The organism is Streptomyces sp. NPDC015131 (genome assembly GCF_043079975.1).
Taxonomy (GTDB): Bacteria; Actinomycetota; Actinomycetes; order Streptomycetales; family Streptomycetaceae; genus Streptomyces.
The window spans coordinates 595,558-621,671 of record NZ_JBIBVB010000005.1 but is presented as its reverse complement, the minus strand read 5'-3'; the positions used below and the strand labels follow the sequence as shown (position 1 = coordinate 621,671).

Genomic DNA, 26,114 nt, shown 5'->3' with positions numbered 1-26,114 from the left:
CGCAGCGTCCGCTTCCCGGAGGGGCCGGAACCGCGAGGGAACGGATCGGGAAGCCGCCCCGCCAGACTCGCCGCGAGTCGACGGAGGAGGCCGGCCACATGACGGACACCCCGCCCGGCACCCCACTGGTGGGCACGCCCGCCGCCCGGGACGCGGGACCCCCGCCGGTGGGCACGCCCGCCGGCCTGGGGGCGGAGCGCGTGCTGATGGTGCTGCCCTCGGAGCGGCTGGTGCGCGCCGCCGCCGCGGCGGGGTGCCGGGTCTGGGCGGTGTGGGACCCGGCCCTGTGCCCGCCGGCGTACCCCGGCGCGCTGGCCCCGCACTGCGCGCGGCTGCTGCCGGCCGACCTCGGGGACGAGGCCGGGCTGCGCGCCCTCGTCGCCCGTACCGTCCGCGAGCACCGGATCACCCAGGTCCTGCACCTGGGCGGCGCCTCCGGTGTGGTCCCCGTCCTCGCCGAGGCCCAGGCCCTCGGGCTGGGCGGCAACCCCGCCGAGGCCCTGCGGCTGCTCGGCGACCGGGGCGCGATGCGGGACCTGCTGCGGAGCCACCCGCGGCTGCGCGTACGGGCCGAGCGGGCCGCCGGTACCGCCGCCGTCCGGGACGCGGTGGCGCGGTTCGCGGGCGCCCCCGTGGTGATCAGGTCCGCGCGTGTGCCGGGCGCCTGCCGGGCGGCGCTCGTCCGGGACGTGCACGGCCTCGACGGCTGGGAGCGGGCGGTGGCGGGCCGCGGCACCCCCGGGCCCTTCCTCGTCGAGGAGTACCTGCCCGGCCCGCAGTACGCCGTGGACACGCTCAGCGTCGACGGGATGCACCAGGTCGCCGGGATCACCGCCACCCGCACCACGGGGCCGCCGCGCTTCGAGACGGTCTCCCACACCCATCCCGCGCCGCTCGGCGACCGGGCCGAGGCGGAGATCCGGTCGGCGGTCTGCGCGCTGCTGGACCTCGCCGGGTTCGAGAGCGGCCCCGCGCACACCACGGTGGTACGGGCCCCGGCCGGCACCCGTGTCCTGTCCGCCCGGCCGGGGATCGGCGGGGACGGCATCCCCCGGCTCGTGGAACTGGCCGGCGGGACGGACCTGGAGGCGGAGGCGTTCCGCGCGCTGGGCGGCGGGCTGCTGCGCCCGACCGCCGCCCGCCGCACCGCCCTGGCCGGCTTCCTCCCGGAGGGCGCGGCGTCCGGTGAGTGCGCGGCCGCCGCGCTGCGGGCCCTGCCGTACGTCCACGACGTCGAGGTACGGAGCGGCCGCGCGCCCGTCCGGTCCCGCCGCGCCCTCCGGGTGGTCGTCACCGGCGACGGCCCCGGCGAGGCCGCCCGGCACCTGGCCGCCGCCCGGCGGCTGTGGGAGGCGGGCACCGGCCGGCGCCCCCGGCCCGTACGCACGGCACCGGCCGCGCCGTGAGCACCCCGCGATCGGCCGGGGCTCCCCGGAAGCCGCACGACCGACCCGTACGACCGACCCGCAGGAAACCGCACCAGGAAGGCGTCCGAACGCCACGATCCGGAGGACACACGACAGGTGGACATTCGCCAGCTCACGACCTTCCAGAGGGCCGCCACACTGCTCAGCTTCAGCCGGGCGGCGGCCGAACTCAACTACGCGCAGTCCAGCGTCACCGGACAGATCAGGGGGCTGGAGAACTCCCTGGGAGTCGAGCTGTTCGAGCGGCTCTCCGGCCGGCAGGTCAGGCTCACCCCGGCCGGGCAGCGGCTGCTGCCGTACGCGGAGAGACTGCTGTCCCTGGCGGACGAGGCGCGCGGGGCCACGGCCGGGCCGCCCGAACCGTCGGGCCAGCTGGTCATCGGCACCATGGAGACGCTCGCCACCTACCGGCTGCCGCCCGTCCTGGAGTACTTCCACCACCGGTATCCGGGGCTCCAGTTGGTGCTCAGGCCGGGCTCGGGGGCGGAGATCCTGCACGCCCTGCGGCAGGGCACCGTCGACCTCGGGCTGGTGATGTCGGCCGAGACGCGGCACAGCGGGGTGGACAGCGAGGTCCTCGGCCCCGAACCGCTGGTCGCGGTCGCCGGCCCCGGGCATCCGCTGGCCGGGCGCGCCCGGGTCACCTCGGCGGACCTGCGCGGGGTCCCTGTCCTGGCGCCGGAGTCCGGGCGCGGCCACCACCGGCTGCTGGCGGCGGAGTTGCGCGGCCGGCCGGGGGCGGGGGCCGGGGCGCCCGTACCGCTGCTGGAGTCGGGCACCGTCGAGTCGACCAAGCGGTGGGCGGCGGTCGGTCTCGGGGTCGGGCTGCTGCCCGCCGTGGCCGTACGGGAGGACCTGGCGGCCGGCACGCTCGTGGCGCTGCCCTGGAGCCCGCCCTTCGAGGTGTTCACCCAGCTCGTACGGCGCCGGAGCAGCTCCCCCACCCGGGAGATGCGGCTGTTCGCCGACCGGGCCGGGGCCTTTCTGGCCCAGGAGCAGAACGCCGCCGCGGCATGACCGGCGGCCGGCACCGGACCACGGGCGAAGCATCCCGCGCCGCCCACCCATCGGGATGTCCGAATTCCGGGTTGCCATAAGCCGATGAGGGATTCATTGACCGGCCCCGCGCCCGCTGATGAAATTGTCTCACCAACACGGACCGCCCCAAAAAGCGGAAATACCGTGACCGTGCTCGGCGAAAAAGGAGTCGACCATGAACACGCAGGCGATCACCACCGAGGCCCACCAGATGCTGACCGGTCTGTACGCCTCCGGCGCGCAGTTCGACGCCGACTGGAGCGGTGTCGACGACGCCACCGTGGCGAAGCTCCGCGAGGCCGCCGCCTCCGGCGACGAGGCCCTCCAGACGCTCCTGACGAACCTGGCGTTCACCAAGTTCGAGGGCGCCGACCAGGCCGCCCGCCTCTCCGCCTCGCTGGCCGGCATCAAGCAGGCCGCCGTCGCGGAGATCTTCGACGAGCTCCCGACCACCTCCATCGAGGACCTGCGCGCCGCCGCCGAGGCCGCGGGCTACGAGGTCGAGATCCTCGCCTGACGCGGCAGGGGGCGGCACGGTCCGGGCCCGGACACCACGTCCGGGCCCGGGCCGCCCCGGGGCCCGCGCCGATCCGGATTCGGAATTTCCAGAGAGCAGGAAAGCGCGCGGGAATTGTTTCCGGCCACCGCCCCGCCGCCGGCCGGCACCATGAAATCCGGCCGCCACGACGAAAGAAAGAGGGACCATTGTGAACGAGTCGTTCTCCATTGATGGACTGTGCTGGCAGGAAAACTGGCGTATCGAGAACGGGAACGATTCCTATGTCGTCCCCTTTCCGACTCTGCGGCCGGCCACCCTCGTCTTCCACGGCGAGACGAAGTTCAGCTACGGGCACTACGGGATCCACCTCGGCCAGGCGGACGTCCTGACCTTCCTCGGCCCGAGCACCGGGACCGTCACCGGCCACTTCATCGACTGCCGCGAGGGCTCCCCCACCGCCGGCGTCCGCGAGGTGCACACCTGGGCGCCCGGCTCGGCCCGCGCGCTCTACATCCCGCCGGGCGTGGCGCACACCTTCGACGGCCTGGAACACGTCAACACCATCAACTCCTACGAGCTGTTCCTGCCCGACCCCGAGCAGTGGGTGCACGGCACGCTCGACTGGCAGCCCGACGCGGACATCATCAACCTCCCGCTGGACGTCGCCGACGAGGACCTGCCGCTCTACCGGCCCAACTCCCACCCGGCCAGCGAACTCTGGTACGACATGGTCGCCGCCCAGCAGCGCGCGATGATCCCCAAGGTCGCGTACGAGTACCCGGTCACCCGCGACGTACGGCTCGCCGACGGCACCGTGCGCCGGGTGGAGCTGCGCCGGCTCGCCCAGCGCGACGCGCGGAAGAACTGGGAGCCGCTCGCCGACGTGTTCGGCGTCGGCTGGGTCCAGCACCCGGTCATCTCCTCCGGCCCCGAGTCCGGCTTCTCCGCCCTCCTGGACCGGCACCCGCTCTACTTCATCGACCACGGCGAGATTGGCTACACCCACGACGCGTACGGCATCCACCTGGGCCAGGAGGACCGGCTGACCTTCGCCGGGCCCCGCGACCAGGAGGTCACCCTCCACCTCATCGACACCCGGGTGGACTCGCCCACCTACGGGGCCGACGTCACCTACCGGTTCTTCCCCGACCCGGAGCGCTACCTGCTGATCCCGCCGGGGGTCGGCCACGCCTTCGAGCACCTGGAGAACGTCTACACGATCAACCGGCCGCGCACCCTGCTCCCCGAGGACGGCAGCGAGTACCAGCCGGGCAACGACGTCATCGACTGGCCGGTCGAGAAGCGCCCGATCCCCTCGCTGCGGGCCAACACCGTGCCGGCGGGCCGCGAGTACTACGAGGCCAGGGTGGCCGACCAGAAGCAGCTGCGGGCGCTGCCCGTCACCCACTCCACCCCGTCCGTGATGATGATCAAGGGCAAGGACGGCAAGGAGATCCGGGTCGCGCTCCGCAGGAAGGTCCCCGCCGCCTCCTGACGCACCCGCCCGCCCAAAGCCCCACGACCCGACCCGAGTTCTTCCTCTCACCCCTCCCACACCGTGGGCGCGGCCGCCGCGACACCGCCGGCCGCGCCCACGGCGCCACGCGTTGCCCGTCGCGCACCCCTCAGACGCCCTCCCGGAGTTGGGAATCCGATGCTGTCCCTGTCCACGTCACTCGCCCCGCTGCGGCACCGGAACTACCGGCTGCTCTTCGTCTCGTTCGTCATCAGCATGCTCGGGGACGGCGTCTGGCTGGTCGCCCTGCCCTGGGTCGCCATGGAGCTGGGCGGCGACAGCTCCGACCTGGCGATGGTGGTGGGAGCCGAGTCGGTCGGCCTCATCTCCTGCGTCCTGATCGGCGGCGCCCTCGCCGACCGCTACCCGCGCAAACGGGTCATCGGCTGGTCGTACGCGGCGGCCTTCACCGTCCTGGCCGCGCTCGCCGCCGTCCATCTGACGGGGCGTCTGGAGATCTGGCAGCTGGTCGGCGCGGCGTTCGTCCTGGGCGCGGCGGCGGCGATCAGCGGCCCGGCGTCCGACGCCTTCACCCCCGACCTGGTGCCCATGGACGCCCTGCACGCCGCGAACGCGCTGGAGTCGGTCGTCCGGTCCCTGGCCGTCCGGATGATCGGCCCGGCGGTCGGCGGCGTGCTCATCTCGCTGATCGACGCGCTGAGCATCATCGTGCTGAACGCGCTCAGCTTCGGTGTCGCGGCGGCGTGCGTGGCGATGATCGTCGTGCCCCGGTCGCACACCGCCACCGCCGACGAGGAGTCCGGGACCGGGACGGCCGGGGCAGGGACGGCCGGGGCCGACGGTGTCCCGTACCGCGAGGCGCTGCGGTATCTGTTCAGCGAGCGCTGGCTCTGGGTCCTCATCGTCTGGTCCGGGCTCGTCCTGCTGCTCCAGTCGGGTCCGCGGCAGGTCCTGCTGCCGTTCGTCATCCACAACGACCTGGGCGGCGACGCCCGCGACTACGGCACCCTGATCGCGGTCACCGGCATCGCCGCGGTGGTCGCGTCGATGCTGCTCGCCTCGCACCGGCCGCCCCGCGACTACCCGCGCCGGATGCTGCTGGCCTGGACGGCCGGCGCCGCCCCGCTCGCGCTGATGGTCTTCGTCCCGTCCTTCTGGATGCTGCTGCCGCTGGGCGCGATGTACGGGTTCTTCTCCACCGTCGGCAACGTCTACTGGTCGACCCTCGTCCAGACCTCGGTGCCCAGTGCCGTACGGGGGCGGGTCATCAGCATCGACTGGCTGGGGTCCCTCGCCCTCGTCCCGCTGTCGGCGGTCCTGGCCGGCCTGAGCCCGGACCGCTCCTTCGTCATCTGGCTGTTCGTGCTCGGCGGGGTCCTGCCCGTCCTGCTGACGCTGGCCACGGTGCGCTGGGTCGACCTGCGGTCGCTCGGCGCGGAGGACAAGCCCGCGGAGCAGCAGCCCGCGGAGCAGCGGGAGCAGGAGCAGGAGGAGCAGGCGCACGAGCGGGCCACCGTGACGACGACGTCCTGACCGGCGTACGGAAGAGGGGGAAGCGAAGGGGACCCGTTCGGGAACTCGCCCCAGCAGTATCCGGAGTGCCAGGAACAAGCCAAGGTACTGATCCGGAACGTACTGATCCAAGGGGTGGGACATGCGGAGCAAGGTGGCCAGAACGACGGCCGGGGCGATCGCCATGGTGTTCGCGGTCGCGGTGGGGGGTACGGCGACGGCGGCTTGGACCGCGTACGACGGACCGGCCTCCGGCGCGACCGCCCAGGTGCTCGCGGGCGACGAGGGGCCGTCCGGCCCGAAGCCCCGGCAGCCGCTCGCGCCCCGGACCGCCACCGGGGCGTAGGCCCGGGCACGGTGCGCCGCCGTCAGGCCCAGGCGCGGTGCGCGGCCGGTACGCCCAGGTCGTCCAGGAGCGCGTCGGCCGCGCGCCGGTGCTCCCCGGCCGCCCGGGTGTCCCCCGCCTCCTCGGCGGCGCGCGCCAGGCCCGCCAGCGCGCAGGCGGCTTCCACCCGGTAGCCGAGGTCCGTGCAGCGCCGCAGCGCGCTGGTGTGCAGCCGCAGCGCCCCGGCCGGGTCCCCGCTCCGGCGGTGGACCCGGCCCACGATGTTCTCGACCTCGGCGGAGCGCAGCCGCGCCCCCGAGCGGGCCACCAGGTCCAGCGCGCGGCCGGCGTCCGCGAGCGCGCGGTCCCGGTCGCCGAGCGAGAGCCGGGCCTCGGCGGCGAACGCCAGGGCCAGGGCGTGGTTCTCCGACCTGCGCGTCTCGTCGGCGAGCGCCAGCGCCCGTTCGAGCGTGTCCAGCGCCTCGCGCGCGTCGCCGGTGGCGAGGTGGGTGGCGGCCAGCTCGATCAGGGCCATCTTCTCGTTGTCGTACGAGCCGATCCGCCGGTTGATGGACACCGCCCGCCGCGCCGCCCCGGCGGCCTCGGCGAAGCGGCCGAACCAGCGGTGCACCGGGCTGAGGTTGGTCCAGCTCTCGGCCTCGCCGACCTCGTCGCCGCTCTCCCGGCGCAGCACCACCGCCCGTTCCAGGTACCGCTGGGCGGTGCCGAGGTCGCCGAGGGCGCTGTGCAGGAGGCCGAGCCGCCCGACGCTGATCGCCTCGTGCTGCCGGTCGCCGGTCCGCCGGGAGATCTCCAGCGCCTCGGACGCGGCGGCCACCCCGTCGGTGAACCGCCCCAGTCGCCAGTGCGCCACGGCCAGGTTGTTCAGGCTCAGGCTGAGCAGCGTGGGGTCGCCCAGGCGCCGGGCGGCGCGGACGGCGGCCACGCCCTGCGCCGCCTGCTCCTCCACCCGGCTGCGCGTATAGAAGTAGAAGGCCAGGTTCCGGGAGAGGTGGAGCGTGCAGGCGGGGTCGGCCACGTCCCCCGCCCGGTCCAGGGCCGCCCGGATCGCGTGCTGCTCGCGGTCGAACCACGCCAGCGCGTCGTGCGCGCCGGTGAAGACCGGCAGCTCGGCCGGCACCCTGACGCCCGTGGGGTAGCGCAGCCGGTCGGGGAACAGCACCGCGCACGCGGCCTCCGTCGCCCCCAGGTAGTACGGGAGGAGGCGGCCGGCCACGATCCCGGCGCCCTCCTCGTCGTCCCCGCCGCTCCCGCTCCCGGGAGTGCCGTCCCCGGAGGCGTCGTCCCCGGGGGTGCGCAGGGACCGGGCGAAGCTGCGGACCAGGTCGTGGAAGGTGTACAGCTCCTCCGTGTGCTGCTGGAGGAGGTGGACGTCCAGCAGGTGTTCCAGGACGCCCTCGACGTCCCGGGCCGGGACGCCCGCCAGCGCCGCCGCCGACCAGACGTCGATCTCCGTGCCCGGGTGCTGCCCGAGCAGCTGGAACACCGCCCGCTGCCGGGCCCCGAGCGCCTGGTACGACAGCTCCAGCGCGGCCGTGACGCTGCGCTGCCCGGCGCTCAGCTCGTCCAGCCGCCGGGTCTCGTGCCGCAGCCGCTCCACCAGGTGGCGCACGGTCCACCGGGGCCGGTTGCGCAGCCGGGCGGCGGCGATCCGCAGGGCGAGGGGCAACCGGCCGCACAGCTCGGCCAGTTCGGCGACGGCGTCCGGCTCGGCGGCGGTACGGGCGGAGCCGAGCGTCTCGGCGAGCAGCGCGGCGCTGTCGGCGGGCGCGAGCATGCCGATGGAGAACCACTCGGCGCCGTCGAGGTCCACCAGCCGGGCCCGGCTGGTGACCAGCACCAGACAGCCCGGCGACGCGGGCAGCAGGGGCAGGACCTGGGCGGTGTCGGCGGCGTTGTCCAGCAGGATCAGCACGCGCTTGCCGGCCAGCGCCGCCCGCCACACCCGGGCCCGCTCCTGCACACCCTCCGGCAGCGGCCGGTCGGGCAGCCCGAGCCCGCGCAGCAGGCTCTCCAGGGCGGCGCCCGGACCGTAGGGGCTCTCGGCGGGCGAGAAGCCGCGCAGGTCGATGTGGAGCTGGCCGTCGGGGTAGTGCGGGGCGAGCCGGTGGGCGGCGTGCACGGCCAGGGCGGTCTTCCCGGCGCCGCCCATGCCGTCGATGGCGATGACGCGCGTCGACTCGCCGCCGGGCCGGCGGGCGTGGGCGAGGAGCAGCTCCAACTCGTCGTCGCGGCCGGTGAAGTCGGGGAGGTCGTACGGCAGGGCCCGCACGCCCTGCGGCTGGTCGGGACCGGGCGCCGCGACGGGGCCGGGCGCCGCCACGGAACCCGGGGCCGCACCCGGACCGGCCGCCGCCACCGGACCGGCCGCCGCCACGGAACCCGGGCCCACACCCGGACCGGCCGCCGCCACCGGACCGGGCGCCGCCACGGGCCCTGGACCGGCCACCGCTACGGGCCCCGGGCCGGGCGCATCCCCCGCGTCCCCCGCACCCGCCGGGTCCCCGAGGCCCCGGGAGCCACCGACGCCTCCGGCGCCCCCCGCGCTCCCCGAGGGGACCGGGGCCGCACCGCCACTCCACAGGGGCGCCGCGAGCGACGGGTCCTCCCGGAGCATCCGCTCGTGCAGGGCCACCAGTCCCGCCCCGGGGTCGATGCCCAGCTCGTCGGCCAGCAGCGCCCGTACCGTACGGAACTCCTCCAGCGCCTCCGCGCCCCGGCCGGACCGGTGCAGGGCCAGCATCAGATGCCCCCGCAGCCCCTCCCGCAGCGGGTACTGGGACACCAGCCCGCGCAGGTCGCCCACCAGGTCCCCGGCCTCCCCCAGGGCGAGGCGCAGCTCGTAGTACTGCTCGGCGGCGGCCAGCCGGCGTTCCTCCCACACGGCCGCCGCCGCCTCGATCACCCGCCCGCCGCGCCCCGCCATCACCGGCCCGCGCCACAGCGCCAGCGCCCGGCCCAGCGCGTCGGCGGCCTCCCGCCGCCTCCCGAGCGGGACGGCCTCCCGCGCGGCGCGCAGTTCGCCGGCGAACTCGATCAGGTCCAGCTCCAGCACGGAGCTGTCGGCGCGGTATCCGGGGCCGTCCGTGACCAGGACCTCCGCGCCGCCCGGGACGCGCCGGCGCAGGTCGGAGACCGCCTTGCGCACCTGGTGCCCGGCGCTGGAGGGCGGTGTCTCGTCCCAGGCGGCCTCGACGAGCCGTGCGACGGGGACGACCCGCCCGTGTTCGAGGAGCAGGGTGGCGAGAACACGCTCCTGGATCACACCGCCGAGGCGCAGCCGCGTGCCCGCGTACCAGCCCTCCACCGTGCCGAGGACGTGAAAACGAAGACCTGCCCCCATGGCCACACGCGCCCCCCTCTCCTGGCGCGATCCTAGTGCGGAGGGTGCCCGTGGCAAGGGTGCGGACCCCCGGCTCGTCCGGTCCTGATCAGCGCAAACGAGCCGGGCGGTGCCGTCAGTCGCCGGTACGGGCCCGGCGGCGGCCCGCCGCGAGGACGGCGCCCGCGCCGACGGCCACGGCCGAGGCGGCGGCGAGGGCGAGCTCCGGCAGGGCGGAGGAGGAACCGGTGGCGGCCAGGCTGCCGGAGGTGGCCGTGGTGGTGCCGGTGGTGACCGGTCCGGTGGACACCGAGCCCTGGGCCTGGGGGCCGGGCGTGGCCGCCGGGGTCGCGGTCGGGCCGGGCGCGGGCGCCGCGGCGGTGACGTCGAAGGCGTACTCCAGCAACTGCGGCATCCGGCCGCACGACTCGTCGTCGTTGAGGTAGTCGGCGGCGAGGCCCACGGTGCCCGGGCCCGCCGGGGTCGCGGCGGGCATCTTCAGCCGCAGCCTGACGTCCGCGTGGGCGCCGGCCGCCAGCTTCTCGACGGCCCCGGCGAAGTGGTCGGCGTCCGCGTCCTGCCACGCGGGCGAGGCGGCCGTGGACCACTGGACGTCCAGCGGGCCGCCGGACGCCTCGGCCTCGACGTACGGCCAGACCTCGTCGAGGGTCCGGCCGGTGCCGTTGGTGACGCGGACGGTGAAGTCGACCGTCGTACCGGCCGGGATCTTCGCGGGCAGTCCGGTGGCCGCGACCGTGAGCCGGTCCTCGGGGACGCACGCGCCCGCCCCGGCCTCCGCCTTCGCGTCGGCGAGCGCCTTGTCGGCGGTCTCCTTGGCGGCGAGCGCCTTCTGCTTGTCCTCGCGCGCCAGGTGGATGCGCCGGGACGCGGCGACCATCGCGTCGCTCCAGGCGGTGCCCGCCTTCTCGGCGGCAGCGAGGGCCTCCGCCTCGGTCGTGGCGGCGGCCTCGGCGGCGGCCAGGGCGTCCGCCACGGCCTTGTCGGCGGCGGTACGTTCGGCCTCCGTGGCGGTGCCGGGCAGCGCGGCGAGCGCGGCCCGGGCGTCGGCGAGCGCGGTGTCGGCCGCCTTCCTCGCGGCGGTGGCGGTCGCGGCCTCCTTCTTGGCGTCCGTCCACGCCTTGCGGAGGGGCGCGTCGTCGGCCTGGAGGGCGTGGAGCGCCTGGAGCGCGGCGGCCTCGGCGGCGACCGCGTCGTCGTACGCCTTGCCGGCCGCCAGGGCGGCCTTCTCCAGCTCGGTCAGGGAGGGCTTGGCGGCGCCGGCGGCCGGGAGCGCCCGGCCGAGGGGCCTCTCCGCCGGGCGCGGCGCGGGCGAACCGGCGGCGGGTGAACCGGCCGCGGTCGGCGCGGTGGCCGTGGGCGCGGCGGGCGCCGCGTACGCGTCCGTCCGCGCGTCCGCCGCGGCGGCGGGGGTGGCGGAGATCAGGGCGGCGGGCGCGGTGACGGCGGCGACGACGGCCGTCGCGAGGATACGGCGGATCTTCACAGGAGCCCTTTGGTCAGGAGGGAAGCGGCTCGCCGTCCTGCGAACCGGCGATGATCGTATGACCGGTCCGGTGGCGGGTGAAGGCGTTTGTCGCCCCATTGGGCGCGCCTCCGTTCTCCCGCGAGCGACAAACACCGCCAAGCGGTGCAGTTGCCCTCCCCGTCCCGGGTGCTTCTGTGAGGCTTGTCATCACCTTTTCCGCATCCCGCCGTACATCCGGTGTCGAGAGCGCGGCACCGGCTCCGACGTCCCCTGTGAACGCGCGGAGAACCGCGAAGAGCATCGCGAAGAGAGAAGAGAGGAACGGACCACCATGAAGTACCTGGTGATGGTGCAGGGCACGCAGGCGGACTACGAGGCGATGAGCGGCAAGGCCTCCCCGGACAGCCCCGCCTGGAGCGAGGAGGACATGCGGAAGATGTTCGCCTTCATGGAGGACATCAACAACGACCTCGCCGAGTCCGGCGAGATGGTCGACGGCCAGGGGCTCGCCGAGCCGCGGCAGACCCGGTTCGTCAGCCTGGGCGAGGACGGCCGGCCCGTGATCACCGACGGGCCGTACGGCGAGACCAAGGAGCTGCTGGCCGGCTACTGGGTGCTGGACTGCGAGAGCCTCGACCGCGTCACCGAGATCGCGGCGCGGATCGCCCGCTGCCCGCAGCCCGAGGGCGCGCCCGAGTACCCGGTCGTCATCCGGCCGATCATGGAAGAGGGCCCGGAGCTGCCCGCGTAGCCCCGGTGGCGACCCCCTCCCCCCGGACCGAGGACCTGCTGCGCCACCACGCGCCGCAGGTCCTCGGCGCGCTCGTCCGCCGGTACGGGCACTTCGACGCGGCCGAGGACGCCGTGCAGGAGGCCCTGCTCGCCGCCGCGCGGCAGTGGCCCGGCAGCGGCGTGCCGGACAATCCGCGCGGCTGGCTGATCCGGGTGGCCGCGCGCCGCCTGACGGACCAGCTCCGGGCGGACGAGGCGCGCCGCCGGCGGGAGGAGCGGCAGGCCGCGCTCACGCCCCGGGACGCCTTCACCGCGCCCCCGCCCGGCGAGGGCCGCGCCCCGTCCGAGGACGACACCCTCACGCTGCTCTTCCTGTGCTGCCACCCGGAGCTGACGCCCGCCGCGCAGGTCGCGCTGACCCTGCGCGCGGTGGGCGGCCTGACCACCGCCGAGATCGCCCGCGCCCATCTGGTGCCCGAGGCGACGATGGCCCAGCGCATCAGCCGGGCGAAGCGCAGGCTGCGGGGCGTCCCCTTCCGCCCGCCCGGCCGCGAGGACCGCGACCAGCGGCTGGCCGCCGTCCTCCAGGTGCTGTACCTGATCTTCAACGAGGGCCATACGGCGACCTCCGGCCGCACCCTGCACCGCGCCGACCTCGCCCGCGAGGCGATCCGCCTCACCCGCGCGGTGCGCCGCCTGCTGCCGCGCGAGGGGGCGGTCACCGGGCTGCTGGCGCTGATGCTGCTCACCGAGGCCCGCAGCGCCGCGCGCACCGGTCCGCACGGCGAGCTGATCCCGCTCGACGAGCAGGACCGCACCCGGTGGGACCGGGAGGCCGTCGCGGAGGGCACCGCCCTGGTGGAGGAGGCCCTCGCGGAGGGGCCGGCCGGGGCGTACCAGCTCCAGGCGGCCATCGCCGCGCTGCACGACGAGGCGGAGCGGGCCGAGGACACCGACTGGCCGCAGATCCTGGCGCTGTACGACCTGCTCCTGCGCGGCGCCCCGGAGCCGGACCCGATGGCGGAGCTGGGCCGCGCGGTGGCGGTCGCCATGGTGGACGGGCCGGAGGCGGGCCTCGCCGCCCTCGCCGCGCTGGAGCCCCGGCTCGCGGGCCACCACCGGCTGGACGCGGTGCGGGCGCACCTGCTGGAGCGGGCGGGCGACACCGAGGGCGCGCGGGCCGCCTACCGGGCCGCCGCCTCCGGGACGCTCAGCGAACCGGAGGCCCGCTACCTGCGCATGCGGGCGGCCCGCCTGCGGGCGTAGGCCGTGTCGTGCGGGGCCTCGGCCCGCCTGCGGGCGTAGGCCGTGTCGTGCGGGGCCTCGGCCCGCCTGCGGGCGTAGGTCGTGTCCTGCGGGGCCTCGGCCCGCCTGCGGGCGTAGCGCCCGTCGTGCGGGGCTTCCCGCCGTGCGGGGCGCCGCGACCGGCGCGATGATCGGATCATGACCACCACGATCCACCTCGCACAGCAACCGGAGGCCGACGAACTGCTGGGCCGCAGCCCGCTCGCCGCGCTCGTCGGCATGCTCCTGGACCAGCAGGTGCCCATGGAGTGGGCGTTTTCCGGCCCGTTCACGATCGCCCGGCGGCTGGGCGGCGACGACCTGGACGCGCACGAGATCGCCGCGTACGACCCGGAGTCCTTCGCCGCGCTGCTGTCGGCGAAGCCCGCGGTGCACCGCTACCCGGGCGCGATGGCGAAGCGGGTGCAGCAGCTGTGCCGGTACCTGGTGGACGAGTACGGCGGGGACGCGGCGGCCGTGTGGGCGGATGCCGCCGACGGCCGGGAGCTGCTGGACCGGCTGCTCGCGCTGCCGGGCTTCGGCCGGCAGAAGGCGCAGATCTTCCTGGCGCTGCTGGGCAAGCAGTACGGCGTACGGCCCCGGGGCTGGCGGGAGGCGGCGGGCGCGTACGGCGAGGAGGGCGCGTACCGTTCGGCCGCCGACATCACGGGGCCGGAGTCGCTCGCCCGGGTCCGCGCGTACAAGCAGGAGGCGAAGCGCGCGGCGAAGACGGCGAAGACCGCGCCCACGTCCAAGGCGTCCACCGACAGGACCAAATCGACCACGAAGCCGGGAACTTCGGCGGCGGAGTGACATGTTCCCTGGCCAAACGTACGGAATGCGCCATGACTTGCGGCACATCTGTTCACAGGAGCGTGGGAGATCGCTAGCTTCCCTTCAACCTCGTTCGCACCGGGAAGGACCTCTGTGAACGCATCCCATCGCAGAGCCGTGGCCACCCTGGCCGCAGCCGCACTCGCGACCCCGCTCCTGCTGGCTTCCGCATCCCCCGCCTCCGCCGGACGGCACAACCCCGGCGAGGAGGCGGCGAAGGACGCCGCGAAGCTGTCCAGGAAGCTGGTCCGCGAGGCGTCCGCCAAGGACGCCTACCAGCACCTCCAGAAGTTCCAGCAGATAGCCGACTCGGCCGGCGGTCACCGCGCGGCCGGTTCGCTCGGGCACGACGCCTCGGCGGCGTACGTGTACCAGCAGCTCAAGAAGGCCGGGTACCAGGTCTCGTACCAGAAGTTCGAGTTCGTCTACACCCAGACCCAGGCCGAGAAGCTCGCGGTCGTCTCGCCCTCGCCGCGGGACGTCACCATCGGGGCGATGACGTACACCAAGTCGACGCCCGTGGGCGGCATCAAGGCCGGCCTCGCCGCCGTCCCGGCCCCGGCCGACGACACCACGCCCGGCTGCGAGGCCGCCGACTACGCGTCCGGCACCTTCACCGGCAAGATCGCCCTGATCAAGCGCGGCGGCTGCACCTTCGCCGACAAGCAGGCCCAGGCCGCCGCCGCGGGCGCGGTCGGCGCGATCGTGTACAACAACGTCCCCGGCGCCGTCGGCGGCACCCTCGGCGGCCCCGAGGCCGGCAAGATCCCGACCGGTGGCATATCCCAGGCCGACGGTGAGAAGCTCGTCGCCGACCTGGCCAAGGGCCCGGTCGAGGTGAACTTCGAGATCCGCCAGCTCCAGGAGAAGCGGACCACCAACAACGTCATCGCGGAGACCGCGCGCGGCAACGCCGCCAACACCGTGATGCTCGGCTCGCACCTGGACTCGGTCACCGCCGGCCCCGGCATCAACGACAACGGCTCCGGCTCCGCCGGACTGCTCGAAGTCGCCCTCGACCTGGCCAAGTCCAAGGAGAAGCCCACCAACAAGGTGCGCTTCGCCTGGTGGTCGGCCGAGGAGAACGGCCTGCTCGGCTCCGAGCACTACGTCGAGAACCTCAGCGAGCTCGACCGCAAGGAGATCAAGCTCTACCTGAACTTCGACATGATCGCGTCGCCGAACTACGGCCTGTTCGTGTACGACGGCGACAACTCGGACGGCGTCGGCGAGCCCGCCGGCCCCACCGGCTCCGCGCAGCTGGAGCGCGACATCAACGCGTTCATGGACAAGCGGGGCCTGCCGCACGAGGGCACCGACTTCACCGGCCGCTCCGACTACGGCCCCTTCATCGCGGTCGGCATCCCGTCCGGCGGCACCTTCACCGGCGCCGAGGGCCTCAAGACGGCCAAGCAGGCGGAGAAGTTCGGCGGCACCGCGGGCGTCGCGTACGACGCGTGCTACCACGCCAAGTGCGACGACCTGAAGAACGTCAGCATGCCGGCGTTCGACGCCAACGTGGACGTCATCGCCAACGCGGTGGGCGTCTACGCGCACGACCTCAGCTCGCTGCGCAAGCCCGTGGAGTTCGTCCCCACCGAGGGCGACGCGGGCAGCGGCGGCGGCCTGCACGACGGCCACGACCACGACGTGACCGAGTAACAGGAGAAATCGCCCGCACGGTACGACACGGGCACCCCGCGACGCCCCCGCCCGGCCCCAGCGGCCCGGACGGGGGCGTCCGTCGTCCCGGATCCCGCAGCACACCGGTGCCGCGAGGCTGCGCCGGTGGCCGCTCGCCCGGTAGGCTTTCCGTGTGATCTTCAAGCGCATCGGCAACGGGCGGCCGTATCCCGACCACGGCCGGGAAAGCACCCGGCAGTGGGCGGATGTCGCGCCGCGCCCGGTCCGCCTCGATCAGCTCGTGACGACCAAGGGCCAGCTCGACCTGGAAACCCTCCTCGCCGAGGACTCCACCTTCTACGGCGACCTCTTCGCGCACGTCGTGAAGTGGCAGGGCGACCTGTACCTGGAGGACGGGCTGCACCGCGCCGTGCGCGCGGCCCTGCAGCAGCGCCAGGTGCTCCACGCCCGCGTGCTCGAGCTGGACTGAACGACCCGGCACGATACGGACCGGTGACGCCCGGCGCGTACACCGCCCGACGGCCGCGCCCGGCGATGTCAGCCTTTCGGGCCCATTACCACCCGTCCGGCCCTCATCCGCTGATCGTTTAGTAGGCATAGTCACCGGGTCGCATTACGCTGCGCCCATGAGCATGCTCACTCCCCCCGGTATGGGCGGAAAATACCGCATCACGGGTGATGCCTACCCGCGTATGCGCCGCCCGCGACGCCGACGCCGGATCGTGGTCGCGGCCCTCGCCGCAGTGGTCGCCCTCGGCCTGGCCGGCTGGGGAACGCTCCAGCTCATCGACGTCTTCGGCGGGGGTGGCGGGGACGCCCGCGCGCGCACCGCGGCGGGCCCCGCGTGCAAGCCCCGCAAGGCGGCCGTCACCGCCGTGCACGTCCCGCTCAAGCCCGCCCAGATCACGGTGAACGTCTACAACGCGACGCCCCGCTCGGGCCTCGCCAAGTCGACCGCCGACGAGCTGAAGAAGCGCGGCTTCGCCATCGGCAAGGTGGGCAACGCCCCGGCCGCCTACGACAAGAAGGTCCCGGGCCCCGGGCTGCTGATCGGCGCCCCGGCGGCCGGCCAGAACGCCCTCCCGGTGCTGCGTACGCAGCTGAAGGGCGCCTCGCTCAAGAACGACACGCGCCCCACCGCCGACGTGGACCTGGTCATCGGCACGGCCTTCAAGAGCCTGACAGCACCGAAGGACGCGACCGCGGCCCTGACCGCCCTGGCCAAGCCCGCACCCGCGCCCTCCGGGAAGTGCTGAACGGCGCACCCGGACCGGCGCACCCGGACCACCGGACGGCCGGGCGGTCCGACCGCCCCGCGCGGCCGGACGGCCGGGCCCCGCGCCGGGGCGGTCCCGCGCCGCGTACTACTCGGCCGTCCCGTACATCCGGTCGCCCGCGTCACCGAGGCCCGGCACGATGTAGCCGTGCTCGTTGAGGCGCTCGTCGACCGAGGCCGTCACCACGGTCACCGGCGTACCGGCCAGCTCCCGCTCCATGACCTCGACGCCCTCGGGGGCCGCCAGCAGCACGACCGCCGTCACGTCGTCGGCGCCCCGCTTGATCAGCTCGCGGATCGCGGCGACCAGCGTGCCGCCCGTGGCCAGCATCGGGTCCAGCACGTACACCTGGCGCCCGGAGAGGTCCTCCGGCATCCGGGTGGCGTAGGTGGACGCCTCCAGCGTCTCCTCGTTGCGGATCATGCCGAGGAAGCCCACCTCGGCCGTCGGCAGCAGCCGCACCATGCCGTCGAGCATCCCGAGGCCCGCCCGCAGGATCGGCACCACCAGCGGCTTGGGGCTCGACAGCTTCACGCCCGTCGTCCGGGTCACCGGGGTCTCGATGTCGACCTGCTCGGTGCGCACGTCCCGGGTGGCCTCGTACGCGAGCAGGGTGACCAGCTCGTCGGCGAGCCGCCGGAAGGTCGGGGAGTCGGTGCGCCTGTCGCGCAGCGTGGTGAGTTTGTGCGCCACCAGCGGGTGGTCGACGACGTGGATCCGCATGTCCCCCACAGTAGCCCGCACTGGCATCATCCCCGGCCCCGGAGGGAAGGTGGGAGGGACGGACCCAGCCTGGGGGTGGTCGCGATGCCGGACGGGGAAGCGCCGGAGCGGAGGACGGACGGCCGGGCGCCGGACCGCCTGGAGAGCGATGCCGAGCGCCGGCGCCGCCGCGCCCAGTTCCTTCGCGAGCTGAACGAGGCCAAGGCCCTGCGCGACCGGGTGCAGCCGCGCCGGGCGCGGGCCGCGCGGATGCGGCAGCAGATGCGGATGCGGACCTTCCGCTGGTGACACGGACCGGGCACCGGACTCAGACTGGTGCACGACGCAAGACCGGAACACCCTTCCTGAGGGCCATGTATCTGCCACGATGCCGAGTGGGCGGGGCATTCAGGAGCGTGCCGCCCGATCGTCACACCTCTGATCAGTGGGAGAGTCACGGTGTACTTCGCCGCACTGCTCGCGCGCACCGAAGACGGGTGGGAAGCGAGCGACACAGAGCTCGACGATGTGGAGACCCTGTCGGATCTGACCGAGCTGGCCCGCGAGGCCTCGGTGGACGACGACACGGTGATCGTCTTCATCGAGCAGGAGGACGCATGGTTCGGCATCGTCCGCGTGGAGGGTGAGGACGACCCTCGGATCTACGTCTCCGACGGAGCGGCCGCCGCCCGCTCCGCGTACGGGGAGATCCTCACCAAGGAACTGCTGGGCGACGACCAGGACGACGACGGCCCCGACCTGGACGCGCTGGACCTCGACGGCACCGAGGACGGGGAGCCGGACGAGGACGACGACGAGGAGGAATCGGCGGTGACGGCCGGGGCCGTACCCGCGGAGCCGGTCGGCGACCGGCTGGTCCTGGCCGACCTCGGCATGTCCGAGAAGGAACTGCTGAGGCTGGACTCCGACGCCCTGTCCGAGATCGCGGACGCCCTCGGCGCCGCGGAGATCCTGGAGACCGTGCGCTAGACGTACGCCACGGCGCCTCCCGGAGGCCGCCGGCGGACCATGACATCCATCCATCCCACGACCTCCCTCCACCGCGCCGGCGCGGTGGACCGCACCGGATCCATGACACCCGACACCCCGACACCGCCCAACCCCCCAACCACACCCAGTTCACCGAGTTCACCGAGTTCACCGACAACACCCGTCGCACCGGACGCACCCACCGCACCGGACGCATCCGGCACCGTCGTGCCGGATCCCGTCCGGGAGCCGTGGCGGGCTGCCATGCGCCGGGCGATCGAGGAGGCCGGGCGGGCCGCGCTGGCCGGCGACGTGCCGGTCGGCGCGGTCGTCCTCGGCCCGGACGGCGCGGTGCTCGCCACCGGTCACAACGAACGGGAGGCGACCGGCGACCCGACCGCGCACGCCGAGGTGCTGGCGCTGCGCCGGGCGGCCGGGGCGCACGGGCAGTGGCGGCTGACCGGCTGCACGCTGGTCGTCACGCTGGAGCCGTGCGTGATGTGCGCGGGCGCGCTCGTCCAGTCCCGGGTGGACCGGCTGGTGTTCGGGGCGGCGGACGAGAAGGCGGGCGCGGTCGGCTCGCTCTGGGACCTCGTACGAGACCGGCGGCTCAACCACCGGCCCGAGGTGGTCCGCGGGGTGCTGGCGGAGGAGTGCGCCGACCAGCTCACCCGCTTCTTCCGCGACCGCGCGGCACCCTGACCCACGCCCCTGACGACGTTCCCGGCGCCGCCCCTGACGACGTCCCCGACAACGGATTTCTTCGTAGCGGCACCTGTGGGCTAAGCTCTCTCTCGGTAGCGTGTCCGAGCGGCCGAAGGAGCTCGCCTCGAAAGCGAGTGTGGCGTAACCCGTCACCGAGGGTTCAAATCCCTCCGCTACCGCTCTTGTACGTAGGGCCCCGGCGCATCGCGCGCCGGGGCCCTACGTGTGTGTCCGGGTGGTGGACGGGGGGAGCGGCATCGGGGGGACAAGCCGCTCCCCCCGATGAGAACCGGTCCCTCACGCCCGCGCCGCCCTGGGGGGAAGCATGCGGCGCGGACGGCCGCAGTGGGCCGGTTCACGCGCCCCGCGGTTCCTGCCGTGCCCGCGAGGCGCACCGTCCATCCTCCCTCCGGGCCGGTGCCGGGCGGACCGGCAAAGGGCCCGGACCGGCGGGGCCTTGGTCCTTAAAGGCTCGGTTAGACTCACCCGACCGCCGAGGGGATCACAGGGGAGAGACGGGGAGACCGGGTCGATGGTGCAGGCCAAGAAGATCACGCTGTACGTCGTCGTCGTCTTCGTGCTGTACACGATCATCAACTCCCCCGAACGTGCGGCCGACCTCGTGCAGGTAGGGTTCGAGGGCATTTCGAGCGCCGCGCAGGGCGTCGGCGACTTCATGACCCAGCTCGTCAACTAGGAGTCCCCGTGATCCGCCACCTGGTCCTCTTCAAGCTCGACGACGGGGTGCGGCGCGACGAGCCGCGCGTGGCCGCCGCCGCCCAGGCGTTCGAGGAGCTGGGCGGGCTCGTCCCGGAGCTGGAGTTCTGGGAGTGCGCCTGGAACATCACCGACCGGGACATCGCGTACGACTTCGCCATCAACTCGGCGGTCGCGGACAAGGACGCGCTCAAGCGGTACATCGAGCACCCGGCCCACCAGGCCGCCGCCGGTCAGTGGCGCGAGTTCGCCACATGGGTGATCGCCGACTACGAGTTCTGAGCCACCCCCGGCACAGCCGGACGCCGTCGCCGGCCCCGCCCCCGCGTCCGGAACGCGTCCTGGGCGCGTCCGTCCCATGAGCCCCGCACCGCTCGGTGCGGGGCTTTTCGGTGTCCCGGCACCCCCGAGCGCCGACAACACGACGTTATCAGGTGCTTGCACACAGTGGACATGTCTTGTGATGCTATGACCGCTTTTGACGGATGAGTTGACCGTAATTGACCGCGCGATCCTCCGCGCGATCCACCGCGCAAGCGACCGCGAAGGGGTGGCGTGAACGTGCCGGCCAGTACGACCCCTCAGCAGGTGCCGCCCCAGAACGAGCCGGAGGCCCGCACCGTGGCACAGGGGCGGGCCGCCGACACCCGAGCGCTCACCCAGGTGCTGTTCGGCCAGCTGAAGACCCTGGAGCCGGGCACCCCGGAGCACACCCGGGTGCGCGCGGCCCTCATCGAGGCGAACCTCCCCCTGGTGCGGTACGCCGCCGCCCGCTTCCGGTCCCGCAACGAGCCGATGGAGGACGTCGTCCAGGTCGGCACCATCGGGCTGATCAACGCCATCGACCGCTTCGACCCCGACCGGGGCGTGCAGTTCCCGACGTTCGCCATGCCGACCGTGGTCGGCGAGATCAAGCGGTACTTCCGGGACAACGTCCGCACCGTCCATGTGCCCCGGCGGCTGCACGAGCTGTGGGTGCAGGTCAACGGCGCGACCGAGGACCTGACCACGGCCCACGGCAGGTCGCCGACGACCGCCGAGATCGCCGAACGGCTGAAGATCTCCGAGGACGAGGTGCTGTCCTGCATCGAGGCGGGCCGCTCGTACCACGCGACCTCGCTGGAGGCCGCACAGGAGGGCGACGGGATGCCCGGCCTCCTGGACCGGCTCGGCTACGAGGACCCGGCGCTGGCCGGGGTCGAGCACCGGGACCTCGTCCGGCACCTGCTGGTCCAACTCCCCGAGCGCGAGCAGCGGATCCTGATGCTCCGCTACTACAGCAATCTGACGCAGTCCCAGATCAGCCAGGAGCTGGGCGTCTCGCAGATGCATGTGTCCCGGCTCCTGGCGCGCAGTTTCGCCCGGCTCAGATCCGCAAACAGGATCGACGCGTAACCTGATCGGGTAGACCCGTTCGGCCCCTGATCGAGCGACCCAAAAGCCCCACACCCCCTGTTTCCTGCGCATACTTGCCGCATTCTTGTCGACAAGTCACTACAGCGCGTTGCCGACATGTGACATTCTGCTGGAACCGCGTTTGCCGCAGTCTCGGCTCCGGTATTCAGGTGGAGGCTGCGTTCCTCCGATGGTCGTGGCCACGCGACCGTCCGCGACCTCAAGGGGGTGGCATGTCCGCAGAACAGGGCAGCTCGAAGGTGCTCACGCTCACGCCCGTGCCGGCGTCCGTGCCCGAGCCGGAGTCCGCGCCCGTGCCCGTGCCCGCGCAGAGCGGACCGGCCACGGCCCCCGACACGGCACCGCCGGCCCCCGAGGCCATCGACACCCGCACCCTGTCCCGCTCCCTGTTCCTGCGGCTCGCCGCGCTGGACGCCGAGGGGGTGGAGGGCCCGGAGCGCACCTATGTGCGCGACACGCTCATCGAGCTGAACCTCCCCCTCGTGCGGTACGCCGCCGCCCGCTTCCGCTCGCGCAACGAACCGATGGAGGACATCGTCCAGGTCGGCACCATCGGCCTGATCAAGGCGATCGACCGGTTCGACTGCGAACGGGGCGTGGAGTTCCCGACGTTCGCCATGCCGACCGTGGTGGGCGAGATCAAGCGCTTCTTCCGCGACACCTCGTGGTCGGTGCGCGTGCCGCGCCGCCTCCAGGAGCTGCGCCTGGCGCTCACCAAGGCGAGCGACGAGCTGTCGCAGAAGCTCGACCGCTCGCCCACCGTGCCCGAACTGGCCGCCGTGCTGGGGGTGTCCGAGGACGACGTGGTGGACGGCCTGGCCGTCGGCAACGCGTACACCGCTTCCTCGCTGGACTCGCCCTCCCCCGAGGACGACGGCGGCGAGGGCTCGCTGGCGGACCGGCTGGGCTACGAGGACACCGCCCTGGAGGGCGTGGAGTACCGCGAGTCGCTGAAGCCGCTGCTGGCCAAACTCCCGCCCCGGGAGCGGCAGATCATCATGCTGCGCTTCTTCGCCAACATGACCCAGTCGCAGATCGGCGAGGAGGTCGGCATCTCGCAGATGCACGTCTCACGGCTGCTGACGCGTACGCTCGCGCAGCTGCGCGAGGGGCTCATCTCCGACTGACGTACCGCGCGCGGTGATTGACGGCCCGTCACCCGGCCCGGGGGCCAACCCCCGGAGTCGGTGCGACGGGCCGTCGTCATGAACCGGACCGTCCGGGCCGCCGCGCACCGGCGCCGCCCGCGGGCCGGGCCGCCGCGAAAGAGGTCAGCGCGAAGGAAGTCAGCGCGAAAGAGGTCAGCGCGAAAGAGGCCGGCCGCGAAGAGGTCAGCCGAGCGCGAGCCAGGCGACCGCGGCGACGATCACCACGACCGCCACGATGCCGGCGATGAGACCGAGCCGCGGACCCGACTGGGCCGCCGCGGGCTGCCGCTGCTGCTGCGGGGCGCCCTCGTCGACGAAGGCGCGGAACATCTGGGTGCTGCCCGCGGGGTCGTAGTTGCCGTCGGGGCCCTGGGGGTTGTGTGCCATGGGTCAGGACCCTAGCGAACCTGCCCCCGCCGCCCAACCCTCGCCGTCCTTTGCCAGGACTTTAGGCGTCTTCGCCCGCTTTTCGTTTGCCTGTAGCAACCAACAGCTTCTATGGTTGCCCTAAGCAACAAGATGTGTGGGGGTGCCATGGCCGAACGGAGCCGGTACGAGGAACTGGCCCGGCATCTGAGCGCCATCGGCGCCGTCAAGCGCGGACTCTCCCGGGCCCTGCCCGCCGAGTGCCCGGGCGGATCGGCGGCCGTGCTGTCCCTGCTCGCCCACCACGGCGACATGCGGATGAGCCGGCTCACCGAGCTGCTCGCCGTCGACATGTCGGTCACCAGCCGCCATGTCGCGCACGTCGCCGACCGGGGCTGGATCGAGCGGCTGCCCGACCCGGACGACCGGCGCTCACGCATCCTGCGGCTGACCCCGGCGGGTCAGGACATGCTCGACGACCTCGGTCGCCGGACCACGGACATGTTCGCCCGCACGCTCCAGGATTGGTCCGACGACGACGTCGGACAGCTGACCGCACTGCTCGCCCGCCTCCGGGACTCCTTCGGGGACTGCCGGGCGCATGCCACCCGTACACCCGCGGACACATAAGTAAGGAAGTACATGGCTACGACCACACCGGCCGGTGTGCGGGGCGGCCACGCCAGGACCCACGAGGCCGGCGCGCCGATGACGCACCGGCAGATCATGGAGGCGCTCTCCGGGCTGCTGCTCGGGATGTTCGTCGCCATCCTGTCCTCGACGATCGTCTCCAACGCCCTGCCCGAGATCATCTCCGACCTCGGCGGCGGCCAGAGCGCCTACACCTGGGTCGTGACCGCCTCGCTGCTGGCGATGACGGCGACCACCCCGCTCTGGGGGAAGCTCGCGGACCTCTTCTCCAAGAAGCTGCTGGTCCAGATCGCCCTGATCATCTACGTCCTGGGGTCGGTCGTCGCCGGTCTCTCGCAGAGCGCCGGCATGCTCATCGCCTGCCGGGTCGTCCAGGGCATCGGCGTGGGCGGGCTGTCCGCCCTCGCGCAGATCGTGATGGCCGCGATGATCTCCCCGCGCGAGCGCGGCCGTTACAGCGGCTACCTCGGCGCCACCTTCGCCGTCGCCACCGTCGGCGGCCCGCTGCTCGGCGGCGTGATCACCGACACCGACTGGCTCGGCTGGCGCTGGTGCTTCTACGTCGGCGTACCCTTCGCGGTCATCGCGCTGATCGTGCTCCAGAAGACGCTGAAGCTGCCGGTCGTCAAGCGGCAGGTCAAGGTCGACTGGGCGGGCGCCTTCTTCATCAGCGCGGCGGTCTCGCTGCTGCTGGTGTGGGTGACCTTCGCCGGCGACAAGTACGACTGGGCGTCCTGGCAGACGTACACCATGGTGGGCGGGTCCGTCGTCCTCGGTGCGCTGTTCCTGCTGGTGGAGTCGCGGGCGAGCGAACCGATCATCCCGCTGCGGCTGTTCCGCAACCGCACCATCACGCTGGCCTCGCTGGCCTCGCTGTTCGTCGGTGTCGCGATGTTCGCCGGCACGGTGTTCTTCAGCCAGTACTTCCAGCTCGCCCGGGACAAGTCGCCGACCATGTCCGGCGTCATGACCATCCCGATGATCGCCGGACTGTTCCTGTCGTCCACCGTCAGCGGCCAGATCATCACCAAGACGGGCCGCTGGAAGGCGTGGCTGGTCAGCGGCGGTGTGCTGGTGACGGCGGGCCTCGGCCTGCTGGGCACCATCCGCTACGACACGGAGTACTGGCACATCGCGGTCTTCATGGCCGTCATGGGGCTCGGCATCGGCATGATGATGCAGAACCTCGTGCTGTGCACCCAGAACCAGGTCGCCCCCTCCGACCTGGGCGCGGCCTCCTCGGTCGTCACCTTCTTCCGGTCCCTCGGCGGCGCCATCGGCGTCTCGGCGCTGGGCGCGGTCATGGCCAACCGGGTCACCCACTACGTCCAGGACGGCCTGGCCGACCTGGGCCCGAAGGGCGCGGCCCTGGGCCACGGCGGCACGGGCGGCGGTGGCATCCCCGACCTGGACGCGCTGCCCGCGCCGCTGCGCACGGTGATGGAGACGGCGTACGGGCACGGTGTCGCGGACGTCTTCCTCTACTCCGCGCCCTTCGCCCTGCTCGCCTTCCTCGTGACGCTGTTCATCAAGGAGGTCGCGTTGAAGAGCCACGCCACCGGACCGGAGCAGGCCGGACCGGAGCAGGCCGGACCGGAGCAGGCCGGACCGGCGGCCCCGGTGCCGGCCCCCGCCCCGGCGGGCGCCGCCGCGGCACAGTCCGCCCCGGCACCCGAGGCCACCACCCACGAGATCCCCGCCGCGGCTCCCGCGGCGCCCGGCACCCCCGTCCGCGGCACCGTCCGCACGGCGGAGGGCACCCCGGTCGCCAGGGCCGCCGTGACGCTGATCTCCCTCGGCGGGCGCCAGCTCGGGCGGTCGGTCGCCCAGCCCGACGGCGGTTACGCGCTGGACGCGCCGGGCCCCGGCTCGTACGTGCTGATCGCCTCGGCCGACGGCTTCCAGCCGCAGGCGTCCACGGTCGTCGTGGCCGGGGAGCCGGTGGCGTACGACATCCTGCTGTCCGGCACCAGCGGCCTGGCGGGTGTCGTACGCGCCGCCGCCGGCGGCGAGCCGGTGCCGGGCGCCATGGTGATCGTCACGGATGTGCGCGGTGACGTGCTCGCCACCGGGACGACCGGCGCGGACGGCGGCTTCACCTTCGCCGAACTGGTCCCGGGCACGGTGACCGTGGCGGTGAACGCCGAGGGCCACCGGCCGCTCGCCCTCCCGGTCGAGATCGCCGGCCAGGGCGTGACCCGGGTGGAGGCGCTCCTCCAGTCCGGCGCGCGGCTCCTCGGCACGGTCCGCGCCGGGGCGGAGGGCCGCCCGCTGGCGGACGCCCGCGTGACGCTGGTCGACGCGGCGGGGAACGTCGTCGCGACGGCCACCACCGGGGAGGACGGCGCCTACGCGTTCGCCGACCTCGACGCGGGCGAGTACACCCTCATCGCGACGGGCTACCCGCCGGTGGCGGGCGCCCTGACGGTGACCGGCCAGGGCGTCGACGGCCACGACATCGAGCTGGCCCACCCCGGCGCGTAGCGGCGGCGGGGCATCGAGACCCCCGGCCGCGCGTCGAGCGGAGGCGCGGCCGGGCGG

General features: G+C 73.8%; 26 protein-coding genes and 1 tRNA gene. 22 read left to right on the top strand and 5 right to left on the bottom strand.

Going from position 1 to position 26,114, the window contains the following annotated elements; translation table 11 throughout:
• Positions 1–98 precede the first annotated feature (98 nt).
• The 6 genes from ACF08D_RS23010 to ACF08D_RS22985 all read left to right on the top strand — a co-directional run bounded on the left by ACF08D_RS23010 (position 99) and on the right by ACF08D_RS22985 (position 6,299).
• Complete coding sequence (locus tag ACF08D_RS23010) at positions 99–1,406, top strand: acetyl-CoA carboxylase biotin carboxylase subunit family protein (protein ID WP_392224668.1); 1,308 nt, start codon at positions 99–101, stop codon at positions 1,404–1,406.
• A 117-nt stretch (positions 1,407–1,523) separates the two neighbouring features.
• A complete protein-coding gene (locus tag ACF08D_RS23005; RefSeq protein ID WP_392224666.1) occupies positions 1,524–2,444 on the top strand; it encodes a LysR family transcriptional regulator in 921 nt (306 codons plus the stop codon).
• Positions 2,445–2,640: 196 nt separating this feature from the next.
• Entirely contained in the window at positions 2,641–2,982 is a 342-nt protein-coding gene (locus tag ACF08D_RS23000; RefSeq protein WP_392224664.1) for a hypothetical protein, read from the top strand.
• Positions 2,983–3,172: 190 nt separating this feature from the next.
• Complete coding sequence (locus ACF08D_RS22995; protein WP_392224662.1) at positions 3,173–4,459, top strand: hypothetical protein; 1,287 nt, start codon at positions 3,173–3,175, stop codon at positions 4,457–4,459.
• A 159-nt stretch (positions 4,460–4,618) separates the two neighbouring features.
• Positions 4,619–5,974, top strand: a complete 1,356-nt coding sequence (locus ACF08D_RS22990) for an MFS transporter (protein WP_392224661.1) — start codon at positions 4,619–4,621, stop codon at positions 5,972–5,974.
• 121 nt (positions 5,975–6,095) lie between these two features.
• A complete protein-coding gene (locus tag ACF08D_RS22985; RefSeq protein ID WP_392224659.1) occupies positions 6,096–6,299 on the top strand; it encodes a hypothetical protein in 204 nt (67 codons plus the stop codon).
• A gap of 22 nt (positions 6,300–6,321) precedes the next feature.
• Here ACF08D_RS22985 and ACF08D_RS22980 read toward each other — a convergent pair whose 3' ends face one another.
• Complete coding sequence (locus ACF08D_RS22980) at positions 6,322–9,642, bottom strand: BTAD domain-containing putative transcriptional regulator (protein ID WP_392224657.1); 3,321 nt, start codon at positions 9,640–9,642, stop codon at positions 6,322–6,324.
• 115 nt (positions 9,643–9,757) lie between these two features.
• Positions 9,758–11,125 carry a hypothetical protein gene (locus ACF08D_RS22975; RefSeq protein ID WP_392224655.1) on the bottom strand — a complete coding sequence of 456 codons (1,368 nt, stop codon included), beginning with the start codon at positions 11,123–11,125 and terminating at the stop codon, positions 9,758–9,760.
• A gap of 313 nt (positions 11,126–11,438) precedes the next feature.
• On the opposite strand from ACF08D_RS22975, the gene ACF08D_RS22970 reads away from it, so the two are divergent.
• On the top strand, positions 11,439–11,858 hold the full coding sequence (locus ACF08D_RS22970) for a YciI family protein (RefSeq protein WP_392224653.1): 420 nt from the start codon (positions 11,439–11,441) through the stop codon (positions 11,856–11,858).
• Between the two features lie 5 nt (positions 11,859–11,863).
• On the top strand, positions 11,864–13,105 hold the full coding sequence (locus ACF08D_RS22965; RefSeq protein WP_392224651.1) for an RNA polymerase sigma factor: 1,242 nt from the start codon (positions 11,864–11,866) through the stop codon (positions 13,103–13,105).
• On the opposite strand, the gene ACF08D_RS22960 is transcribed toward ACF08D_RS22965, so the two are convergent.
• Complete coding sequence (locus ACF08D_RS22960; protein ID WP_392224650.1) at positions 13,069–13,284, bottom strand: hypothetical protein; 216 nt, start codon at positions 13,282–13,284, stop codon at positions 13,069–13,071. The genes ACF08D_RS22965 and ACF08D_RS22960 overlap by 37 nt on opposite strands.
• Here ACF08D_RS22960 and ACF08D_RS22955 point away from each other — a divergent pair.
• From ACF08D_RS22955 to ACF08D_RS22940, 4 genes are all read left to right on the top strand, one after another.
• On the top strand, positions 13,283–13,936 hold the full coding sequence (locus tag ACF08D_RS22955; protein WP_392224648.1) for an HhH-GPD-type base excision DNA repair protein: 654 nt from the start codon (positions 13,283–13,285) through the stop codon (positions 13,934–13,936). The genes ACF08D_RS22960 and ACF08D_RS22955 overlap by 2 nt on opposite strands.
• Positions 13,937–14,074: 138 nt before the next feature.
• Positions 14,075–15,619, top strand: a complete 1,545-nt coding sequence (locus tag ACF08D_RS22950) for a M28 family metallopeptidase (protein ID WP_392224749.1) — start codon at positions 14,075–14,077, stop codon at positions 15,617–15,619.
• A gap of 154 nt (positions 15,620–15,773) precedes the next feature.
• Positions 15,774–16,070, top strand: a complete 297-nt coding sequence (locus tag ACF08D_RS22945) for a type II toxin-antitoxin system VapB family antitoxin (RefSeq protein ID WP_003999914.1) — start codon at positions 15,774–15,776, stop codon at positions 16,068–16,070.
• Between the two features lie 157 nt (positions 16,071–16,227).
• Positions 16,228–16,857, top strand: a complete 630-nt coding sequence (locus ACF08D_RS22940; RefSeq protein WP_392224646.1) for a LytR C-terminal domain-containing protein — start codon at positions 16,228–16,230, stop codon at positions 16,855–16,857.
• A 108-nt stretch (positions 16,858–16,965) separates the two neighbouring features.
• Here the strand turns inward: ACF08D_RS22940 and upp are convergent, their stop codons facing one another.
• Positions 16,966–17,601: a uracil phosphoribosyltransferase gene (gene upp, locus ACF08D_RS22935; protein WP_156693473.1), complete on the bottom strand. Its 636-nt coding sequence runs from the start codon at positions 17,599–17,601 to the stop codon at positions 16,966–16,968.
• An 84-nt stretch (positions 17,602–17,685) separates the two neighbouring features.
• On the opposite strand from upp, the gene ACF08D_RS22930 reads away from it, so the two are divergent.
• The 8 genes from ACF08D_RS22930 (at position 17,686) to ACF08D_RS22895 (ending at position 22,535) form a co-directional block, all read left to right on the top strand.
• Positions 17,686–17,889, top strand: coding sequence for a hypothetical protein (locus tag ACF08D_RS22930; RefSeq protein WP_392224644.1), 204 nt, complete (start codon positions 17,686–17,688; stop codon positions 17,887–17,889).
• Positions 17,890–18,039: 150 nt separating this feature from the next.
• A complete protein-coding gene (locus tag ACF08D_RS22925; RefSeq protein WP_392224642.1) occupies positions 18,040–18,570 on the top strand; it encodes a hypothetical protein in 531 nt (176 codons plus the stop codon).
• A 264-nt stretch (positions 18,571–18,834) separates the two neighbouring features.
• Positions 18,835–19,272 (top strand): tRNA adenosine(34) deaminase TadA, encoded by a 438-nt coding sequence (gene tadA, locus ACF08D_RS22920; protein WP_392224747.1) that lies wholly within the window; start codon positions 18,835–18,837, stop codon positions 19,270–19,272.
• A 94-nt stretch (positions 19,273–19,366) separates the two neighbouring features.
• A tRNA-Ser gene (locus tag ACF08D_RS22915) sits at positions 19,367–19,454 on the top strand.
• A gap of 353 nt (positions 19,455–19,807) precedes the next feature.
• Positions 19,808–19,972 carry a hypothetical protein gene (locus ACF08D_RS22910; RefSeq protein ID WP_392224640.1) on the top strand — a complete coding sequence of 55 codons (165 nt, stop codon included), beginning with the start codon at positions 19,808–19,810 and terminating at the stop codon, positions 19,970–19,972.
• Positions 19,973–19,980: 8 nt separating this feature from the next.
• On the top strand, positions 19,981–20,274 hold the full coding sequence (locus tag ACF08D_RS22905; protein WP_392224638.1) for a Dabb family protein: 294 nt from the start codon (positions 19,981–19,983) through the stop codon (positions 20,272–20,274).
• Positions 20,275–20,547: 273 nt separating this feature from the next.
• Positions 20,548–21,387: an RNA polymerase sigma factor SigF gene (locus ACF08D_RS22900; RefSeq protein WP_392224637.1), complete on the top strand. Its 840-nt coding sequence runs from the start codon at positions 20,548–20,550 to the stop codon at positions 21,385–21,387.
• Between the two features lie 233 nt (positions 21,388–21,620).
• Positions 21,621–22,535 (top strand): SigB/SigF/SigG family RNA polymerase sigma factor, encoded by a 915-nt coding sequence (locus ACF08D_RS22895; protein ID WP_392224635.1) that lies wholly within the window; start codon positions 21,621–21,623, stop codon positions 22,533–22,535.
• A 204-nt stretch (positions 22,536–22,739) separates the two neighbouring features.
• Here ACF08D_RS22895 and ACF08D_RS22890 read toward each other — a convergent pair whose 3' ends face one another.
• Positions 22,740–22,943, bottom strand: a complete 204-nt coding sequence (locus ACF08D_RS22890; RefSeq protein WP_392224633.1) for a hypothetical protein — start codon at positions 22,941–22,943, stop codon at positions 22,740–22,742.
• Positions 22,944–23,090: 147 nt separating this feature from the next.
• Here ACF08D_RS22890 and ACF08D_RS22885 point away from each other — a divergent pair, with 147 nt between their 5' ends.
• A complete protein-coding gene (locus ACF08D_RS22885) occupies positions 23,091–23,552 on the top strand; it encodes a MarR family winged helix-turn-helix transcriptional regulator (protein WP_392224631.1) in 462 nt (153 codons plus the stop codon).
• A 12-nt stretch (positions 23,553–23,564) separates the two neighbouring features.
• Positions 23,565–26,057 (top strand): MFS transporter, encoded by a 2,493-nt coding sequence (locus ACF08D_RS22880; protein WP_392224629.1) that lies wholly within the window; start codon positions 23,565–23,567, stop codon positions 26,055–26,057.
• Positions 26,058–26,114 lie beyond the last annotated feature (57 nt).

What these genes read in the sequence shown, in the direction of transcription:
- ACF08D_RS22895 (WP_392224635.1), top strand. Translation starts at nt 21,621, where the DNA reads ATGTCCGCAGAACAGGGCAGCTCGAAGGTGCTCACGCTCACGCCCGTG.
- upp (WP_156693473.1), bottom strand. Translation starts at nt 17,601, where the DNA reads ATGCGGATCCACGTCGTCGACCACCCGCTGGTGGCGCACAAACTCACC.
- ACF08D_RS22960 (WP_392224650.1), bottom strand. Translation starts at nt 13,284, where the DNA reads ATGATCCGATCATCGCGCCGGTCGCGGCGCCCCGCACGGCGGGAAGCC.
- ACF08D_RS22890 (WP_392224633.1), bottom strand. Translation starts at nt 22,943, where the DNA reads ATGGCACACAACCCCCAGGGCCCCGACGGCAACTACGACCCCGCGGGC.
- ACF08D_RS22930 (WP_392224644.1), top strand. Translation starts at nt 17,686, where the DNA reads ATGCCGGACGGGGAAGCGCCGGAGCGGAGGACGGACGGCCGGGCGCCG.
- ACF08D_RS22955 (WP_392224648.1), top strand. Translation starts at nt 13,283, where the DNA reads ATGACCACCACGATCCACCTCGCACAGCAACCGGAGGCCGACGAACTG.
- ACF08D_RS23000 (WP_392224664.1), top strand. Translation starts at nt 2,641, where the DNA reads ATGAACACGCAGGCGATCACCACCGAGGCCCACCAGATGCTGACCGGT.
- ACF08D_RS23010 (WP_392224668.1), top strand. Translation starts at nt 99, where the DNA reads ATGACGGACACCCCGCCCGGCACCCCACTGGTGGGCACGCCCGCCGCC.
- ACF08D_RS22985 (WP_392224659.1), top strand. Translation starts at nt 6,096, where the DNA reads ATGCGGAGCAAGGTGGCCAGAACGACGGCCGGGGCGATCGCCATGGTG.
- ACF08D_RS22980 (WP_392224657.1), bottom strand. Translation starts at nt 9,642, where the DNA reads ATGGGGGCAGGTCTTCGTTTTCACGTCCTCGGCACGGTGGAGGGCTGG.
- ACF08D_RS22990 (WP_392224661.1), top strand. Translation starts at nt 4,619, where the DNA reads ATGCTGTCCCTGTCCACGTCACTCGCCCCGCTGCGGCACCGGAACTAC.
- ACF08D_RS22940 (WP_392224646.1), top strand. Translation starts at nt 16,228, where the DNA reads ATGAGCATGCTCACTCCCCCCGGTATGGGCGGAAAATACCGCATCACG.
- ACF08D_RS22910 (WP_392224640.1), top strand. Translation starts at nt 19,808, where the DNA reads ATGGTGCAGGCCAAGAAGATCACGCTGTACGTCGTCGTCGTCTTCGTG.
- ACF08D_RS22880 (WP_392224629.1), top strand. Translation starts at nt 23,565, where the DNA reads ATGGCTACGACCACACCGGCCGGTGTGCGGGGCGGCCACGCCAGGACC.
- ACF08D_RS22970 (WP_392224653.1), top strand. Translation starts at nt 11,439, where the DNA reads ATGAAGTACCTGGTGATGGTGCAGGGCACGCAGGCGGACTACGAGGCG.
- ACF08D_RS22885 (WP_392224631.1), top strand. Translation starts at nt 23,091, where the DNA reads ATGGCCGAACGGAGCCGGTACGAGGAACTGGCCCGGCATCTGAGCGCC.
- tadA (WP_392224747.1), top strand. Translation starts at nt 18,835, where the DNA reads ATGCGCCGGGCGATCGAGGAGGCCGGGCGGGCCGCGCTGGCCGGCGAC.